Source organism: Alteromonas sp. McT4-15, assembly GCF_020515205.1.
Taxonomy (GTDB): Bacteria; Pseudomonadota; Gammaproteobacteria; order Enterobacterales; family Alteromonadaceae; genus Alteromonas.
Map to the genome: position 1 here is coordinate 66,737 of NZ_JAJALG010000001.1, position 17,291 is coordinate 84,027.

General features: G+C 45.3%; 17 protein-coding genes. 3 read left to right on the top strand and 14 right to left on the bottom strand.

What is annotated here, in order from left to right:
• Positions 1-14: 14 nt before the first annotated feature.
• The 13 genes from LHL20_RS00310 to gspC all read right to left on the bottom strand — a co-directional run bounded on the left by LHL20_RS00310 (position 15) and on the right by gspC (position 12,948).
• A complete protein-coding gene (locus LHL20_RS00310; RefSeq protein WP_226431800.1) occupies positions 15-1,448 on the bottom strand; it encodes a YdgA family protein in 1,434 nt (477 codons plus the stop codon).
• A gap of 74 nt (positions 1,449-1,522) precedes the next feature.
• A complete protein-coding gene (locus LHL20_RS00315) occupies positions 1,523-2,278 on the bottom strand; it encodes a type II secretion system protein N (protein ID WP_226431801.1) in 756 nt (251 codons plus the stop codon).
• On the bottom strand, positions 2,275-2,754 hold the full coding sequence (gene gspM / locus LHL20_RS00320) for a type II secretion system protein GspM (RefSeq protein ID WP_226431802.1): 480 nt from the start codon (positions 2,752-2,754) through the stop codon (positions 2,275-2,277). Before gspM ends, LHL20_RS00315 begins: the two co-directional genes overlap by 4 nt.
• The gene (gene gspL / locus LHL20_RS00325; RefSeq protein ID WP_226431803.1) at positions 2,751-3,950 is read right to left on the bottom strand and encodes a type II secretion system protein GspL; all 1,200 of its coding nucleotides are present in this window, start codon (positions 3,948-3,950) and stop codon (positions 2,751-2,753) included. The genes gspM and gspL overlap by 4 nt, the downstream gene beginning before the upstream one ends.
• Positions 3,950-4,987, bottom strand: a complete 1,038-nt coding sequence (gene gspK / locus LHL20_RS00330) for a type II secretion system minor pseudopilin GspK (protein WP_202262915.1) — start codon at positions 4,985-4,987, stop codon at positions 3,950-3,952. The genes gspL and gspK overlap by 1 nt, the downstream gene beginning before the upstream one ends.
• Positions 4,984-5,616: a type II secretion system minor pseudopilin GspJ gene (gene gspJ / locus LHL20_RS00335; protein WP_226431804.1), complete on the bottom strand. Its 633-nt coding sequence runs from the start codon at positions 5,614-5,616 to the stop codon at positions 4,984-4,986. The genes gspK and gspJ overlap by 4 nt, the downstream gene beginning before the upstream one ends.
• A 3-nt stretch (positions 5,617-5,619) precedes the next feature.
• Positions 5,620-6,015 (bottom strand): type II secretion system minor pseudopilin GspI, encoded by a 396-nt coding sequence (gene gspI / locus LHL20_RS00340; protein WP_202262913.1) that lies wholly within the window; start codon positions 6,013-6,015, stop codon positions 5,620-5,622.
• Positions 6,015-6,641 carry a type II secretion system minor pseudopilin GspH gene (gspH, locus tag LHL20_RS00345; RefSeq protein ID WP_226431805.1) on the bottom strand — a complete coding sequence of 209 codons (627 nt, stop codon included), beginning with the start codon at positions 6,639-6,641 and terminating at the stop codon, positions 6,015-6,017. The genes gspI and gspH overlap by 1 nt, the downstream gene beginning before the upstream one ends.
• 9 nt (positions 6,642-6,650) lie before the next feature.
• Positions 6,651-7,085, bottom strand: coding sequence for a type II secretion system major pseudopilin GspG (gene gspG, locus LHL20_RS00350; RefSeq protein WP_202262911.1), 435 nt, complete (start codon positions 7,083-7,085; stop codon positions 6,651-6,653).
• Positions 7,085-8,311 (bottom strand): type II secretion system inner membrane protein GspF, encoded by a 1,227-nt coding sequence (gene gspF / locus LHL20_RS00355; protein WP_226431806.1) that lies wholly within the window; start codon positions 8,309-8,311, stop codon positions 7,085-7,087. Before gspF ends, gspG begins: the two co-directional genes overlap by 1 nt.
• Positions 8,312-9,877: a type II secretion system ATPase GspE gene (gene gspE / locus LHL20_RS00360; RefSeq protein WP_319003197.1), complete on the bottom strand. Its 1,566-nt coding sequence runs from the start codon at positions 9,875-9,877 to the stop codon at positions 8,312-8,314. It lies immediately after the preceding gene.
• 1 nt (position 9,878) lies between these two features.
• Entirely contained in the window at positions 9,879-11,924 is a 2,046-nt protein-coding gene (gene gspD / locus LHL20_RS00365; protein ID WP_202262909.1) for a type II secretion system secretin GspD, read from the bottom strand.
• 91 nt (positions 11,925-12,015) lie between these two features.
• Entirely contained in the window at positions 12,016-12,948 is a 933-nt protein-coding gene (gene gspC / locus LHL20_RS00370; RefSeq protein ID WP_202262908.1) for a type II secretion system protein GspC, read from the bottom strand.
• 129 nt (positions 12,949-13,077) lie between these two features.
• Here gspC and hslR point away from each other — a divergent pair, with 129 nt between their 5' ends.
• The 3 genes from hslR to LHL20_RS00385 all read left to right on the top strand — a co-directional run bounded on the left by hslR (position 13,078) and on the right by LHL20_RS00385 (position 16,459).
• Entirely contained in the window at positions 13,078-13,482 is a 405-nt protein-coding gene (gene hslR, locus LHL20_RS00375; RefSeq protein ID WP_159625586.1) for a ribosome-associated heat shock protein Hsp15, read from the top strand.
• Positions 13,483-13,505: 23 nt separating this feature from the next.
• Entirely contained in the window at positions 13,506-14,405 is a 900-nt protein-coding gene (gene hslO / locus LHL20_RS00380) for an Hsp33 family molecular chaperone HslO (RefSeq protein WP_226431807.1), read from the top strand.
• A gap of 491 nt (positions 14,406-14,896) precedes the next feature.
• Positions 14,897-16,459: a phosphoenolpyruvate carboxykinase gene (locus LHL20_RS00385; protein WP_226431808.1), complete on the top strand. Its 1,563-nt coding sequence runs from the start codon at positions 14,897-14,899 to the stop codon at positions 16,457-16,459.
• A 146-nt stretch (positions 16,460-16,605) separates the two neighbouring features.
• On the opposite strand, the gene LHL20_RS00390 is transcribed toward LHL20_RS00385, so the two are convergent.
• Complete coding sequence (locus tag LHL20_RS00390; RefSeq protein ID WP_226431809.1) at positions 16,606-17,094, bottom strand: hypothetical protein; 489 nt, start codon at positions 17,092-17,094, stop codon at positions 16,606-16,608.
• Positions 17,095-17,291 lie beyond the last annotated feature (197 nt).

The window sequence follows — 17,291 nt, forward strand, 5'->3', positions numbered from 1 at the left end:
CTAGCGCTCAACGTTTATTGAGGTGCAAATGGCAATGGTATGGGAGTGCCATTAACGTTGGCTTTGCCATCTTTAAGGGTTAATTGTGTTTCGTAACCGTCTTCAGTGACTTTAATTAACCCTTGTTGTGCAAAAGAATTAATCATCATTGGCGCTTGCTGATCGGCAGCCGCCTGTATTTCTTCAGGGGTCATGCCTTGGGCTTGAGGGTTCGCCAATATTTGTCCCATCATATAGCCTGACATCATACTCTCAGCGAACGCTTTATCTGCGGTAATCGTTGCATCGGCGAGTAAGTGACTCACCCAATAGCCCACATCTTCTAATGTGCCAGGTAAAGCAGTAATGCCTACTAATTTTGTATTAGCATGAGCGCTGAACGACCCTTCAGGAACCGTTGCGGTTAGCTTGGTAATATTTATCTCTGGCTCAGTTTTAAGTTGCGTAAGCAGGTTGTCTTGAACAAACGCCATCATTTTTGCTGGCACTTCTTCAGCAGGCATCAGTAAGGTTTCATTACTGAAATCCTGGTATGCGCGGATAAAATCAAGCTGCAAGTTATTTACCGCGACACCAAGAACCATGTCTGATGCATCCATATCCGGGCCATTTAGCTCGCCCACACCATACTCTACGTACACATTAGCCAAGTTCGTTTGTTTGTTCACATCGGTATCGGCGCTGAATGTGATGTCTTTGATTGCAACATCACTATTCGTTTCAAAGTCTGTAAACGACATAGTGGCAATTTTCAGCGCCAATTCAGAATCGAACAGCTCGCCTTTCATAGCGGCGATAATATCGCCTGCGTATTGGGCGTTCACAGAAATATTAGCCATTTCCATGTTGAGTGCTGGGCCCTTAACAGTAAACACATCACTCGACGCGATATAAACTATATTATCGCCTTGCTGTGTGGCCTCGCCTTTATAACCCGAAAAGCTTAATGTTGTGCCATCTTCGTCACTGGTTGCGCTAAAGGCCGGGATTTCGTCTCGATAAGTTAGACCGCCAAACAGCCCCGCTACGCCTTCGTTCAAGTAAATAGCTTGTGTTTCATCCCACGACGCATACTCGCGCAGTTCACTGCCATCAACTGAAACGGTATAGTGCACCTTACCAATGCCTACCCCGTCACCAAAGTACACAGGACCATGGTTTGCAGTTAGCGTTACTTTTACGGTGGGGTTGCCGTAGGGTAGTGTGTCTTCAAGGTCGACTTGTTGTGCCGACATTAATGCCGCCAAATCGATGGCAACGTCTATTTCTGCACGAGAGCTAAACCAGCCTTTGTCGTACGAAGCAATGCTGGCTTGGTAAACCACTTGTTCATTAACGGCATCAATCGCTGTGTTTACACGGTCTTGTAAACCGTTGCCGATGAAATAAGGTGAAATGGCAAGAGCAGCGAGTGTTAAGCCGCCGCCAATTAAGAGAGGTTTGTTCATTGTACAATCCTTTGTTGAATCAAATTCCGCATGCCCTTGCAAATATGCAAGGGCATAAGAGTATTTTAGTTATTTTAAAGTTTGATAGCGATATAGCCACTGGCATCAGGCGTACCAAATAATCGAGATGCTTGGTGTACCTCGTCAGGTAAACTTTCATCTGGTTTAAATTTACCACTGACATTCACTTTCTTAAATGAAGGTGCAACCACGGCATCCATCGAAAGACCAAGCAGGTTTGGCTCGCTAACAGTAATGCCAATATCATCGCCCTCACAGCGCAGCTTGGCGGAATACGTACCAAAATCAATTGGACCTTGGGTACCGGCAACGGTGGCGTTAAGCCAGTCTCCTGTTCCATTTAAGGCTTGGCACGTGGGACCGAAGGTCAGCTCGTCCAGTTTCACTTTAAAACGACCGCCTGCATTAACGGGCAAAGGCAAGCGTACCTGAGCAATAACACGGTCAACCGGTAAATACAAAGTGAAGTCTTGTGTGCTTATCGACGATTGGCTGAACAACCCGGTTTTAATTGGGCCTTCAAATGCAATGTCGTTTTTGTCGCGAATATTACCGGCTTTTACATCTAATCTAATTTGACCCACAAATAGCGCAAGCGGGCTGAGTTGCCATTTTACGTTGTTTACGGGTAGCCCGTTAACCACAACAGTTTGTGCCTTACCTTCAAACAGTGTGCCGCTGACCTTATCTACTGATATGCCTTTGGGTAAGTCTACGCGGCCAAGTACTTGAGACGCTGGCATATAAGCAATGGCAAAAATGAAAAAGGCAACGATGGCACCTAAAATCCAAAAGACTTTTGACTTCATGCTTTTCCTAACTGTAAACGACGGATTTTGATATGGCCTGCAGCATCAGCTTCTGCAATATCAGCTTGTAGAATTACGACACCCATACTCTCCATGGCTTTTAACCATTCAAGCACATTGTTGAACGCGGCTTGGTCAACCCACACTTGTAGTTCATCTCCCTGTGGCTGCATGCGAGATACTTCAATATTGTGTTGGCTGGTGGTGCGATTTACGGCCTGTGGTAGCGAGCCTGAAAACGCACGCTGACCACTTGTACTGCGTCTTAGTTGCTGCGCACGGGCAGCGCTATCTTTAACCCAGACAAGTAACGACTGTTGGTTATCAAGCAGCTTCTTTTGCTGGTCGATGGCACTGTTAAGTGGCGCCCAAACGGCAAAATAAAATAGTGCGATTACCATCACAACCGCTGACACTAATACTAATTTTTGCTCGCGCTCGGTTAGCGCTTTATATTTTTCTAATAATGCGTTCATGAGGTACTCCTAATAGACACTGTACCTACCACGCCATTGTCGCGGTTGTTAATAGCGCCTTGTTCTACCACAAAGCCTGCGTTTTCTGCTGTGCGTTTAAACTGCTCAAGCGCTTCAAAGTTTTTGCCTTGTGCTTGAATGCGAATTTCAGTGCGGCTGGCGTCAAAACGCAACGTCTGCGGCTTAACACCCGTTGATGAAAAGGCTGGTGTTAACTGATCTAACATGACCAACATAGAAGCATTCCCGCCACCTTGTTCCAGCTTTGCCAATTCGCTTTGCAGCTTTAATTTAACGTTTCGATACGTGCCAATATTGGGGAACCCTGCTTGTACGGTTTTATCAATATCGGCGCTCAACGCGTCGTTTTGCGCTGAAAGCTGATAAAGCGTCACTGATTTATCAATTAAGCTAGTACACAGTACAAGCACAGCGAGTACCGCAGCTACGCGCCACTGTGATAATGCACCACTGCGCTTACGCTTAATTTTGTACTCGCCTTGGCACAAGTTAAATTGTGATTGCATGGCTTCTTTCGCGAGAACCTGCATGGGCAATTCTAACGGCGCTTGTGCCTCTTGAATATTAGGCAATATCGCTAAGTCGATACCGGCATAGTTAGTGATAGTAACCACTGACTCCTGCTGCGCAGTGAAATGAGCAAGTGTAGGTAATAGCCAGGTTTGCTCGCCTTGTACGCCTTTGAAGGTGTCTTGGCGCACCAGTAATTGTTCACCCAATGTCAGCACAGACCAACCTTGTTCGGTAACAGGCACCGCCAACACATCAGGAATAATTGTGTCGCAAAACAGACCTGCCTCACTTAACCATTGCTGCCATTGCTGCATTTTTTCGTGGCTGACAATGGCTACTGCTTGTTCATCGCCTTTTTTAGGGCCAATGGCAAAAAACTGCTGACTAATATCGGTGGCGAGTTCGTCTTCAAGCATAAATGGAATGGCTGATAAAATCTTACGACCCGCACGAGGTGGTAAAGTGACCCACTTAAGCAAGATGTCACTGCTAGGCGCCAATGCAATAACCGCACGGTGACCCGCACGCTCTTTTAGCGTTGATAGTGCATCGGCATCAGGTAATTCACCCGACGCGATAATTTCATTCTCAGTTTGTGAATACACCAACCAACTAATTGGATCGGCATGGTTGGCGCCCAATCGCACCAATAATTGTTCCATCAATAGGTTCCCCCGAACTCGCGGCTCACTATGCTAACACCATTGTCGGTGCTCACGTGAAACACGGTGGAAAGCTTAAAAGTTGCTTTGTTGTACTGTGTTTTTGTGTGCAACATAAAATACGCAGTTTTCACGTCGAACCAGTCTAAACGGGTGTTAGACAAATTCAATGCTGTGATCACTGGATCATTTAAAAAGTCGTTTACTTCATCCCAGCCGCCTTCTGGACGGCTGCTAATCAGGCTAGATGCTTGTTGATTATCTAACCCAGTTAACCCCATTAATAGCGGAATATCTTTTTCATCAAGTGTATTGACGTTAATTTTAAGGTCTGTGCTCTCAGGAACTACGCACACTAGCGGCATCAGCGCGCGTAACCAATTGGCAGACACACCGTTTATAATACGCAATTCGCTTTTTGATGCCAGTAATCCATTGGCGGCTAAATAGGGAAACTCGCGAGACTCATATTCACTGTCTTCAGCGCCATAACTGCGCGGAAAATCATCATCGTCTACCCAGTCGGCCAGGCTATCTCGAATGGTATTGGCGGTATAGGCGTCAAGCTCATCAATATTGAGCGCCAGCAACATGGTATGAAAGGCTTCCATGGCCTCTGTTTGATTAGCATTGCCATTGGCGTTTGAATTGCTGCTACTAGCACCTGCTAAAATAGCGTTAAGATTAAAACATGACTGCAAATCTTCTAAGTTTGCCGTAAGCCCACCATTTTCTAACGGATAACTAAATTCTTGCGCCCACGGCTGATCCAGTGAAATAACATCAGGTGTTTCGGTGATAAGGGTTTGAATAGATTTGCGCGCAAAGGCCTCAGCGCCAAGCGCATACCAGTAGGCTTGGTTATTGTCTTTTAGGTTCATGGTGCGCTGTATTTGAAGTTGTAAGCGCGTACCCATTTCGGTGGCGAGCACTGCTACAAGGGCGACAACCATTAACACGATAATTAGCGCTACCCCCTGTTGCTTAGGTAGTGATGATGGCTGAACTGGGCGCTGTTTTACGAAGCCGTTTTTCATTGACCACCTGTGGTTAACACAAATTCACGGCGAATTTTGCCAAAATCTACACTGACAAATTCAATGGCTACGGCGCGTGGGAGTTTCTCGCCTTTATAGCTTTCACTCCAGGTTAAATCATCGCTTTCCTTTACCGACGATGTGCTATTTGTGGCCGCCACAAACTCCACTTTAAAGCTTTCTATGCCCTCAAGCAGTACACGTATCTTAGGTTCGTAACCAATGACATTGTCGACGTAGTTACCATAGAGGCGCTCTAGCCTATCTTCGCGTAATCGGTACGCAACATATTGAAGGGTACTGCGAGGTAACATAAGTTGTGGGTTGTGCCAGCCTGTACGCACAAAACCAATACCATCATCGTCGCTATCGCCTATTTCTCCGCCCGCCATCACGATACTTTGCTTTTCACCGTTTACGCGAACGGGACGAGGAACCGCTTGTTGAATATCCCGTTCAATAGTCGTCATGGCACGTTGAAGCAACTGCAGTTTTAAAAAGCGTTCTTCTGACAGTTCGTTACTATCTATTACTGTGGTTAAAATGGCGGTAGAGGCAAGTCCGATCATGGCAAAAATAGCCATGGCAATTAGCACCTCGATAAGGGTAAACCCGCGTTGCTTGCCCATAACTTAACTACCGCCTGTTGGCTTAGCAACAAACGTCGTTACTGACGTAACAGAGTCGTTATAGGTTTTGTCTTCACCCACGAAAATGGTTACGGAACGCAGGTCGTCGTCATTTGTTTTAGTAACGGTTTGCTTCCAATACCAAGTGCGATCGGCCATTTCCATATTGCCCTTAACGTTATTTTTGGGTGGCCACGTTGTTTCCAGCTGAAGCTGATTTAACCGATTGCTGGCAACCCAATTGGCAAAGGTAACCGACTCAATTTGTCCTATGCTAGAAAGGTGTTCGCTGGCTGCCTTTAAGATAGCTGTGCCTGCCAGTGCGAAAATAGACAGCGCTACCATGACTTCAATTAACGTAAAGCCCGTTGCGCGCTGACGAGTTGGGGAACACCGCATCACAGTGGACGCTCCAAAGGACCTTCTAAGGAAAGTGGTGGTAGTTCTTGATTCTGTAAGCTGTAATATACCGCCCCTTCGTCAAAGTCTCCCTCGTAATTAAACGACAGTGTGAAAGGCGTAATTTCGCCGCTCGACATAATTAAGACTTGCGGTGGCGGTAACAACTTATCTTCTTCATTGCCAATATCTACTCCCTCTTCAGACACACTGAGATTTTCGTCAAACAAATCTCTGTCAAACAGGCGGTCTTCCACATCCCAGGGTAAATCATCCAAGTTTAGCGTGAATGTAAAGGGCTCTGGCAAGGTGTGAGTGGCATACATTTCTTCATCGTCTAAACGTTGCCACTTATCTTCATCGTCCAAATAGACAAAATAGTACTCGTGTTTATCGTGTTCGAAGCGAATACCCAGTTGCCTTTGGTTTAGCACGGCGTAGTCACTGGCCATGTCGGTAAGTACTTGTAAGCGTTGAGCCTGACTTTTCAATAAATCCGCTTGGCTTGAACCAAAGGCGTTGTACATTACATACCCCGCAGCCAAACCAATAAGCAGCAGTACAACCATAACCTCAATAAGGGTAAAGCCCGAATGTTTGCTATTTATACTGCTTGGCCTGTGCATTGCTATGCCTTAAAGGTACTCGTCAATATTCCAGTTACCGATATCGTCATCAGTACCTGGTTCGCCATCAGGACCATTAGAGAAAATGTCAATTTCGCCCAGCTCTCCTGGACTAATCAATGCGTAAGGGTTGCCCCATGGATCTTCTGGAAGACGATCGATGTAGCCACCTTCAGGGTAGTTACGCGGAATTGGCTCGATAGTAGGCGCACTTACCAATGACTCAAGCCCTTGCTCGGTCGTTGGATAACGGTTATTGCGCAACTTGTACATTTGCAGCGCACCTTTGAGCGTTTGAATGTCAACCGCTGCTTTTTGGCGCTTGGCTTCTTCACCGCTGCCAATAACATTAGGCGCGATCATAGCGGCCATTATGCCAATGATTAGAAGTACAACCATTACTTCAATCAAACTAAATCCGGAACTGCGACGTAGAGTTTTCATTAAATATTCACCATGTTGTTCAATGCTAGAATTGGCTGCAATATTGCCATTACGATAAACAGAACAATGCCTGCCATCGATACAATAAGTAAGGGTTCAAATACCTTGAGTGAGACACCAATAAGCGCTTCGAATTCCCTATCTTGATTATCTGCCGCGCGAGTGAGCATTTGCTGAAGCTCGCCCGACTTTTCACCTGATGCAATCATGTGCATCATCATTGGTGGAAACATTTTTGTATTATCTAACGCGGCACGCAGGCTACTGCCTTCTTTTACGTTAACCGCGGCGTCAGACACCTGATTTTTTATGTGCTGATTTTCTAACACATCACCAGAAATGCGCATAGCCTCGAGTAGCGGCACTGCACTGGCACTTAATATACTTAACGTGCGAGCAAAGCGCGCGGTATTCATTCCTCGCGATACTTTGCCAATTAATGGCAGTTTAAGTAACAGTTTGTGATAGCGTAGTTTCATGTGTTTTTGTTGTAATACCCGTTGCATCACTACAATAAGCAACACGATGGCCATAAACAAAAACAGCCCGTAGTTTTGCATCCACTCACTAATGGCGATAAGTAGCTTAGTGATGGTGGGGAGCTCCTGCCCGGAGTTAGTAAACTGCCCTACAATTTTAGGCACCACTATGGTCAGTAACATCACAATAATACCTACCGCGAAAAACAGCATCAGTGACGGGTAGATAAGGGCTTGAGAAATTTGACTACGGGTTTGTTGGCGGCGCTCTGTATAGTCGGCCAAGCGATTTAATACGGTGTCGAGGTGTCCTGATTTTTCCCCAGCTGCCACCATGGCACGATACAATTCATCAAACACGCTAGGAAATTCACTCATGGCATCAGCAAGGCCATGACCTTCAACCACTTTGCTTCTCACTGCCATCATCATGTTCTTCTGACGTGGCTTTTCGCTCTGCTCAGCAACGGCCAGCAATGCTTCCTCAACGGGAAGTGCTGATTCAACTAATGTTGCCAATTGACGCGTAAGTAGCGCCAGATCAGATGCGGAGATACGCGGCTTAAAGAAACTGAATGATAAACCTTTGCCATCGTTTTGCGCGCGTTCGGCAATCTGTTCAACCTCTAAGGGAATCAACCCCTTTTCGCGCAGCTGCTGGCGTACTTGGCGAGCATTATCACCTTCTAATACGCCATTGGCGTTTTTTCCCTTGGCATTAAGCGCCTTATAAGCAAACGCTGCCATTTAGTCTTCCCTTGTAACGCGAAGCACTTCTTCAAGAGAGGTAACACCTGAAAGTACTTTGCGACAGCCGTCTTCGCGAATACTTGGGGTACTTTGTCTGATGTAGCGCTCAATAGCTTGTTCACCTACCCCTTCGTGCATCATTTCTCGCACTTTTTCATCGACGAGCAATAGCTCGTGAATACCTGTACGCCCGCGATAGCCGGTTTGATTACACGCCGCACAACCGTGAGGCGAGTAAATAACGGTTTCACTTGTTGCCGCTTGCCCTAGGATCTCAAGCTCAGAGGCATCTGGCGTGTGTGGCTTTTTGCAATCAGGGCACAAGGTTCTTACTAGTCGTTGTGATAGTACTGCAAGTAGACTCGATGAGAGTAAAAATGGCTCAATACCCATATCTTCTAAACGGGTAATTGCACCTGCTGCGGTATTGGTGTGAAGGGTCGATAACACTAAGTGACCCGTTAAACTGGCTTGTACTGCTATTTGCGCGGTTTCGATATCACGAATCTCACCGACCATCACCACATCAGGGTCTTGACGTAATATGGCACGTAAGCCTCGTGCAAACGTCATGTCTACGCGCGGGTTAACTTGGGTTTGCCCAATGCCAGGTAAATCAAATTCAATGGGGTCTTCAACTGTCAAAATGTTGCGATCCCGTGAGTTTATTTCGGTAAGGCCTGCGTATAAGGTGGTACTTTTACCAGAACCTGTTGGGCCAGTTACCAAAATAATGCCGTGAGGCTTTCTGATAAGCGTTGAGAAATGACCACGGTTTTGCTGCGTCATCCCCAAATCTTCAAGATTTAGCCGTGCATTATTCTTATCAAGTAAACGCAACACAACACGTTCACCGTGACTTGATGGCATTGTAGAAACACGTACATCCACTGCTCGCCCAGCAATTCGCAAGGTAATGCGACCATCTTGAGGAACGCGTTTTTCAGCAATATCCAGTTTCGCCATTACTTTGATACGCGATACCAACATAGAAGAGAGCTTGCGATTAGGACGCAATATCTCGCGTAATACGCCGTCTACTCGGAATCTAACCACAAGTTGGTTTTCAAAGGTTTCAATGTGGATATCCGATGCGCCTTCCTTGATAGCTTCGCCTAACATCGCGTTAATGAGCTTAATAATAGGGGCGTCGTCTTCGCTATCTAATAGGTCTTCGGTGTCGGGTAGGTCTTCAGCGAGGGCAAACAAATCACTTTCATTGCCTAAGTCTTCCATCAACTGCTTAGCCGCTGAGCTATCACGCTGAAATGCATTAGTTAATAAGCTTTCAAATTCATCTGCAGGAATGGTTTTAGGTACAAATGGCTCGCCATAAAAGCGACGTACTTCAGCAAACACATCAAAAGGGGTGTTCTTTGTAAAGTACAGTACGGCTGGCGTCTCATTAGTTTCCAATAGCACTTGATTGCGTTTGGCAAAACTAAACGAAAGCTGCTTTGGGCCCGCTTCCTCTTCAGGAATACCTGCCTCTTCACCCATAGCCTCTAGCGCTTCTTCCTGCGCTTCTAAAGCCTGAGTAATTTGTTCGCCTTGCCCAGCCATATTAGTCCTTACCTTCTTTCTGCTTTTCTTTCTCTGTTAAATACTCTTCAAAAGAAGGTGGCAGTGAAAGTGCATCATCCCATTGCGGCATGCTTGGCGTTTCTTCGTAAGGCATCAACGAAATACCTTCTTGTTGGCGCTTAAGCTGCAAGGCTCGCATGTAGTTGTACTTGCGATGACTAATAGCGTTCATTGTCGCAGCGTCACGCACGATAGTAGGCTTTAAGAACACCATCAAGTTGCGCTTACGCTTGCTGGTCGATGTGGTTTTAAACAAGTGACCCAAAATAGGAATATCGCCCAGTAAAGGTACTTTTGACATACTTTCTTGTACGTCTTCATCAATAAGGCCACCAAGCACAATTGTGCCGCCATCATCAACGATAACGGTGGTTTTTATTTCACGTTTATTGATAGAAATATCAACCGACGTTGCACCACTTACACTTGATACCTCTTGCTCGATAAGCAGTTGTACCGCATCGCCTTCATTAATTTGCGGCGTCACTTTAAGCTTGATACCTACTTCCTGACGGTCAACGGTTTGGAATGGATTTGAGTTATTAGCACCTGTGGTGGTACCCGTGATAATAGGTACTTCCTGACCCACAATAAAGAAGGCTTCTTCGTTATCCATAGTGGTAAGGTGTGGCGTAGCAAGAATGTTTGAATTGGTATCGTTGCTTACCGCTTGAATCACTGCGCCCCAACCATCTTCAATAATACCGGCAATCATACCGTTTGCGCCGCCAAGTAGGCTGGCTAAATTAGTGAAATCACCTTCAATGGTATTGGTAGATTCAACCACTTCACCGTTGGCGGTTATATTCGTTGTGGTTACTTCTCTATCTTCTGCTTGACGCAATGCAACTGCCAATGAACCTACAGGGATAACACCGTTGTTAAACTGCGTACCACCACCTTCTTCTGATACCCATTGAACACCTAAAGTAGTGCCATCGCCTTCAAAGACTTCAACAATCACCGCTTCAACTTGCACCTGAGCACGGCGAATATCTAATTGTCTTACCACTTCTTCTAGCGAGCGCATCATATCTGGCTCTGCGGTGATAACGATAGCATTAGAGTCTTCGTGGGCATCAATGCTTACTTCACGGCTTGAACGGCCACGACGCGTGTTACCTGTTGTACCTTGCTCTTCTGCTTGAATACTTGCTGAAACGCCCTGTAGAACCTGTACCAGATCCTCGGCTTTGGCGTAATTAAGAAATAGCACGCGCGTGTTGCCATTGGATTCAAGCTCTTGGTCCATGCGCTGAATAAGGTTTATCAAACGCTGACGGGCTTTTATATCGCCACTGACGATAACCGAGTTTGTTCTGTCGTCGGCAACAACGCGAGGCTCAGACTTTGCGCCAGTATTGGCTTTGCCTTGTGATTTATTGATGCTGTCAATAATACGCACCATTTCTGACGCAGACGCGTAGCGCAGTTTGACTATTTCAACTTCTTCATCACCCGCACGGTCAACGCGCTCGATAATTTCAACCAAACGGTTAACTACTGCCGCGCGGCCTGTAAGCATCATTACATTGGATGGGTCGTGGCTAACGACATTACCACCACCGGCTTGGTCGTTTAACTGACGTAATATGGGAGATAACTCACGTACCGGAACGTTGTAAACGGGTACAACGCGGGTGATCATCTCGTCGCCGTCGCGATTAGCGCCTTCTACTACGGGAATGTTTGAGGTTTTTGCGTCTTTTGAACGCACGACTTTTAGAATGCCACTTGGCATTTCAACCACAGCAAAGTCGTAAACTTGCAACACGTTTAAGAAGAACTGGTAATACTGATCTTCATCAAGCATATCGTAACTGCGTACGCTAATTTTGCCGCGCACATTTGGGTCGACAATAATGGTACGCTCAAGATTCTTACCAACAATGTTGATAAATTCGTTGATATCCGTGTCTTTGAAATTAGGCATGTACTCAGCGGCGGTCACTGAGAAGCACATAAGCGCGGTACACATTGCCGTGCCTAAGCGAGATAATAATTGTTGGCCAGTACGCCTTTTCATTCTAACTTCCTTCATTTCCCAATCGGTCGATGGTGCGCTACGTCTTAGCTACCTTGATGTTGTGATTGTCGCTAATCTATTTCTTAGTTTTTTACGACTCAGGTAAATCTAAATAGAGCGTAGTTAAACTACCATCTCGAATAATCGTTAATTCTATCGTTTGTGCGTTACGTAACTCTGACAACGCTTCTTGCGATTGCTGCATATCTGTGAGGTCGAGCCCGTTAATTTGTGAAATCACATCACCGGCTTGAAGCCCAGCCGATTTGAACAATTCAGGCTCTTTGCCTGGGCTTACTTGATACCCAATAAGCTGGCCTTCTTCAGTCTTCGGTGAAATAGAAATAAAATCGGTAAAGCTAGCAGGGCTTTCGCGCAAGGCGGCAGTGGCTTCAAGGGCTTCTTCACTGAGCTCTCTGCTATCTTCGTCGTTATTCTCGTAGTCATCTTCAGCGCGTGGACGCTGGCGAGCAAGTTGTTCGCGGCGTCGATTAGCTTCTTCGTAGTCGATACCGTCAAGCATCAGTGTTTCGTTGCGCGCCCCGTTTCGAATAATTACACGGTCGTTATAGACTTTTTGTAATGTGGCATTAGTGCCTTCAATTTTTTCACCCAACCCGTATACCGCTTGGCTTCCACGATTTTCTATAATTGCAGTACCTGAGTCTTGCTCAGAACTTGCAACAACCCCTGTCAGCGTAAGGTTTAAGCGCGTTTCAGGTGCATCGGTGACCTCAACAACGGCCTCTACTTTCGGGGCAGCCGCAGCGTCACCGAATAAATTAAGCTGTTGTATTTTGCGTAGGTTGACCCCATTTTGCCCTGACGGCGAAGAAACTACTGGCGTACGGGCAACAACAGGTGTCGCAGATAGCTGAGGTTCAGGTATAATTCGCCAAAGCGTTTTGGCAGCAAAAGCAATTAAATACAGGCTTAGCAGAACCACCACTAGGGTATTAAGCTGTTTTTGGTGCTGGTTCACATAAACAACCAGAGAATGTGGGTTGGGTTTGTTGAATGTCATGCTGCCACTGATGGTACTGCTTTTTATAATTAAGTGAATTTTTGGTTAACCGCGCTTTAGCGAAACCCATAATAGCCTAGTAAAGGTGGGGGTCACAACACTAAAGCCACACCATTACGAAATTATTACATGAGCCAAACGGATAGCAACAATACAACACAAAATGTCAGACTGGACAAGTGGCTGTGGGCCGCAAGGTTCTTCAAAACTCGTGCTATCGCCAGAGACATGGTGCAGTCGGGTAAAGTGCATTACAACGGACAGCGCGCCAAGCCAGGCAAGCATGTAGAGCTGGGAGCAATGATAAAAGTTCCCTCTGGCTGGGATAATCGCGAAATTAAAGTACTAGGCTTAAGTGATAAGCGACTTAGCGCTCCGTTGGCGCAGGCACTTTATGAAGAAACACAAGAAAGTGTAACAAAACGTGAAGAAAACCAAGTGGCGCGTAAAATAAATGCGTTTCACAGTCCAAAGCCCGAGCACCGACCTGACAAAAAGCAGCGACGACAAATTATTAAATTTAAGCAGCAATAAGCGGCTGCGCAACAGGATTACTTATGAGCGACTTCGACAAATTACACCGCTTTATGTTTACCCAAGCCAACGTTCGTGGCGAATTAGTGCGCTTAAACGAAAGCTTGAAGCAAATTGTGCACAGCTATGAATACCCTGTGCAAATTCAAACGTTGCTAAGTGAAATGGCGGCGGCGACATCATTGCTTACCGCTACGCTAAAATTTAAAGGTGAAATCTCACTGCAAATTCAAAGCAAGGGGCCGGTAAGCTATGCGGTAATTAATGCTACGCACGATCAGACGTTTCGCGGTGTAGCCCGTTGGGATGAATCACTGGCATCATTACCGGAAACCTTTTCGGAATTACTGACACAAGCTGTGCTTGTTATCACTATTACGCCAGACGAAGGCGAACGCTACCAAGGTGTTGTGGCACTTGATAAGCCGAGTTTAGCTGAGTGTATTGTGGGTTACTTTGAACAGTCAGAACAGCTTGCTACTCGTGTGCATCTAATGACTGATATGGGCAATCCTGAAGATCCGAAAGCATCTGGGGTATTGCTGCAAGTACTGCCCACCGACTCTAGCGCGACTGATGTATCGCAAGCCAATGAGTTTGCGCATATTGCTAAGCTCACTGAAACACTGACAAAAGATGAAATGTTCTCTTTGACGGTAGAAGATATTCTTTATCGCTTATACCACCAAGAAGATGTAGAGATGTTTCCTGCTAAAGATGTCTCTTTTAAATGTACATGTTCAAAAGAGCGCAGTTCAGAAGCATTACGCCATGTAGAAAAAGCAGAACTACTCGCTATTGTCGAAGAAGAAGGCGCAGTGAAAATGCATTGTCAGTATTGTCATGCAGAGTATCGTTTTGACAGCATCGACATTGAAGCTATTCACAGTGGTAATTTTGGCGCATCGCCTGCTAACCAATAATACGCTGGTGTATTGCTAGTGCGTTAGTTACTGGCAACGCAAATCAGTAAAAACTGACATCAACATTGTGAGACATTGCAAGCCTATGCTTGCAGTGTTTCCTTTCTCCTCCTCTTTTTAGCGCTTCTCACTTCATACGTTTTTTACACTTCACATGTGGTCAACTTTTGAACACTAGTAAGCCTTTCGCTCCTCTTGTCACCCTGAACTGATCGCTAACTGAATGTACCTTTGAAAAAAATCAATAATGCTTACAACTTTTTTTGTTGTGAAATCTATCGATCAATATCACGTCATTAGTGAAAAAATTTGAATTTATATGCAAGGAAAACCCTTTCCTTGTAATTAAATTACAATATTTATGAAAGTTAAGTCTGCTAAATATTGACTATGTGATTTTAAAATACGCCTTACCCCTTGTTTACTTTACACTCGTGGAGGTGATACTTTTTTGAAAGTGCTTTTGAAAAATTACATATAGGGTAACAGTCATGACTGCAGCAGCCTCACTTCAAACGGATCTGAAAGTAACTCCACTCACTGACCTGTCTAATGCAGAGCTTATCGAACGCGCAGTAAAGCGTGGTGAAGGCGTACTAGACAAAAACGGTGCACTTGTTGTTGAAACAGGTAAGCGTACCGGCCGTTCACCAAACGACCGATTTATTGTTAAAGAAGCCACAACAGAAAACGATATTGATTGGGGTAAGGTAAACAAACCCTTCGATGCAGATAAATTTGACGCCCTGTGGGATCGCGTTGAGGCGTATCTTTCAACACAAGAACACTTTCTATCACACCTTCAAGTAGGCTCAGACCCAGAGCATGCGCTTTCACTAGAAGTAAGAACACAAACTGCATGGCAGCACGTGTTTGCGCGCAACCTATTTATTATTCCTGAAACGTGGAATGTAAAAGGCGACCAACCTTGGCAAATTCTTAATGTTCCAGGTTTTACGTGTGAGCCAGAGCGCGACGGTACAAACAGTGACGGTACGGTCATTATTAACTTTGCCAAAAAGCGTGTTCTTATTGCGGGTATGCGCTACGCGGGTGAAATGAAAAAGGCCATGTTCTCGGTACAAAACTTCCTACTACCAGCAAAAGACGTATTGCCAATGCACTGCTCTGCTAACGTGGGTGAAGAAGGTGATGTAACCCTATTTTTTGGTTTGTCTGGTACAGGTAAAACGACCTTGTCAGCTGATCCAAAGCGTTTCTTAATTGGCGATGATGAACACGGTTGGGCACCTGGTAGTGTGTTTAACATTGAAGGTGGTTGTTACGCTAAGTGTATCGACCTGTCGCAGAAAAATGAGCCCGTAATTTGGAATGCAATTAAATTCGGTACTATCTTGGAAAACGTAGTACTTGATGACACGCGCACGCCTGACTACACAGATACCAGCCTTACGCAAAATTCACGTGCAGCATACCCACTTGAGCACATTGAAAAGCGCGTAGCTGAAAACCGCGGTGGCGAACCTCGCTCTGTCGTATTTCTTACCTGTGATGTAAGTGGTGTACTTCCTCCTGTGTCTGTACTTAGCGAAGAAGCGGCTGCTTATCATTTCCTAAGCGGTTATACCGCTAAAGTAGGTTCTACGGAAATCGGATCAACCAGCGATATCGAGTCTACCTTCTCAACATGTTTTGGTGCACCGTTCTTCCCTCGCCCTGCAGGTGTTTATGCTGAGCTACTGATAAAGCGCGTTAAAGCCTTTGGTGCAAAAGTGTATTTGGTTAACACTGGCTGGACTGGCGGTCCGTACGGTACCGGTAGCCGTTTCGATATCCCTACCACACGCGCCATTATCGACGCTATTGTTTCGGGCAAATTAGCTGACGTAGAAACACAGCATATTGACGCATTGAACCTTGATGTACCTGTGGCTGTTCAAGGGGTTGATAGCAACTTACTCATACCTCAAAACACGTGGGCTGATAAAGCGAAATACGAAGAGTATGCCGCTAACTTAGTTAACGACTTTAAGCAAAATTTTGAAAAATACGACGTTAGCGACGCTATCGTTAAAGCTGGACCGGGTAACTAGTTAATCGGTTCTGCCCCTTCCCAACGTTCATCACGCTCAACGTGATCGATGTTTTAGCCCGCACCGTGTTGCGGGCTTTTTTTGTGCGGCTACTGCTTAGTTCACATGGCTTTCGAGAACTAGCTAAGTTAATCGCACATGTAATATTAAAGTATTGAGTTAAACCAGTTCGTTGATACTGGAGTAAAGTTGACGTCGGCCTTGTACTGAAAAAGCTTACTGTCCATATGACTATCTCTTATCCAGTATTTCTGTTTATCAATAGAGATAAGCCTTAGGGTGTAAGGCACGCCAAATGGATCTAGAGGAGCAGTTTCGATAAGTAGCGAAGTATCAAAAATACGAATCTCTCTTTGTTTGTTGTTTGGTGGTGGAGTTAATTTGTTTTGAGCATCATAAATAACTGGGATATGTAAATACACAACGCCTTGTGGGAGGTTATGTTTACTGACAACCTCAAATAACTCTTCGCGATCAAATCCCGATTGTTGGATGTCCCAACTTGAGTCAATAAACACTGTCGCTAAAGCGACGCTATTATCTCCAATATGAATAAATGCGCTAGGCTGAAATAATCTGACAAAGCAATAAAACCCAAATAAAGATGTAATGACACAAAATAACATCCATCGCATTATTCATTTCGCTCTAGATTAACCTTAATCGGAAAGATTGGCATCGGCGCATAATCAGTTGATGGCATAACGAAGTATTCTTCCATGATTAATAGATTCCCTGTTTATACATCTTTTTATATCAGTAAGTGAGCCAAAGAGCTAATCATTAATAAAGCAATTATTGTTAACAAATTTAACATTATGAATACGTATGT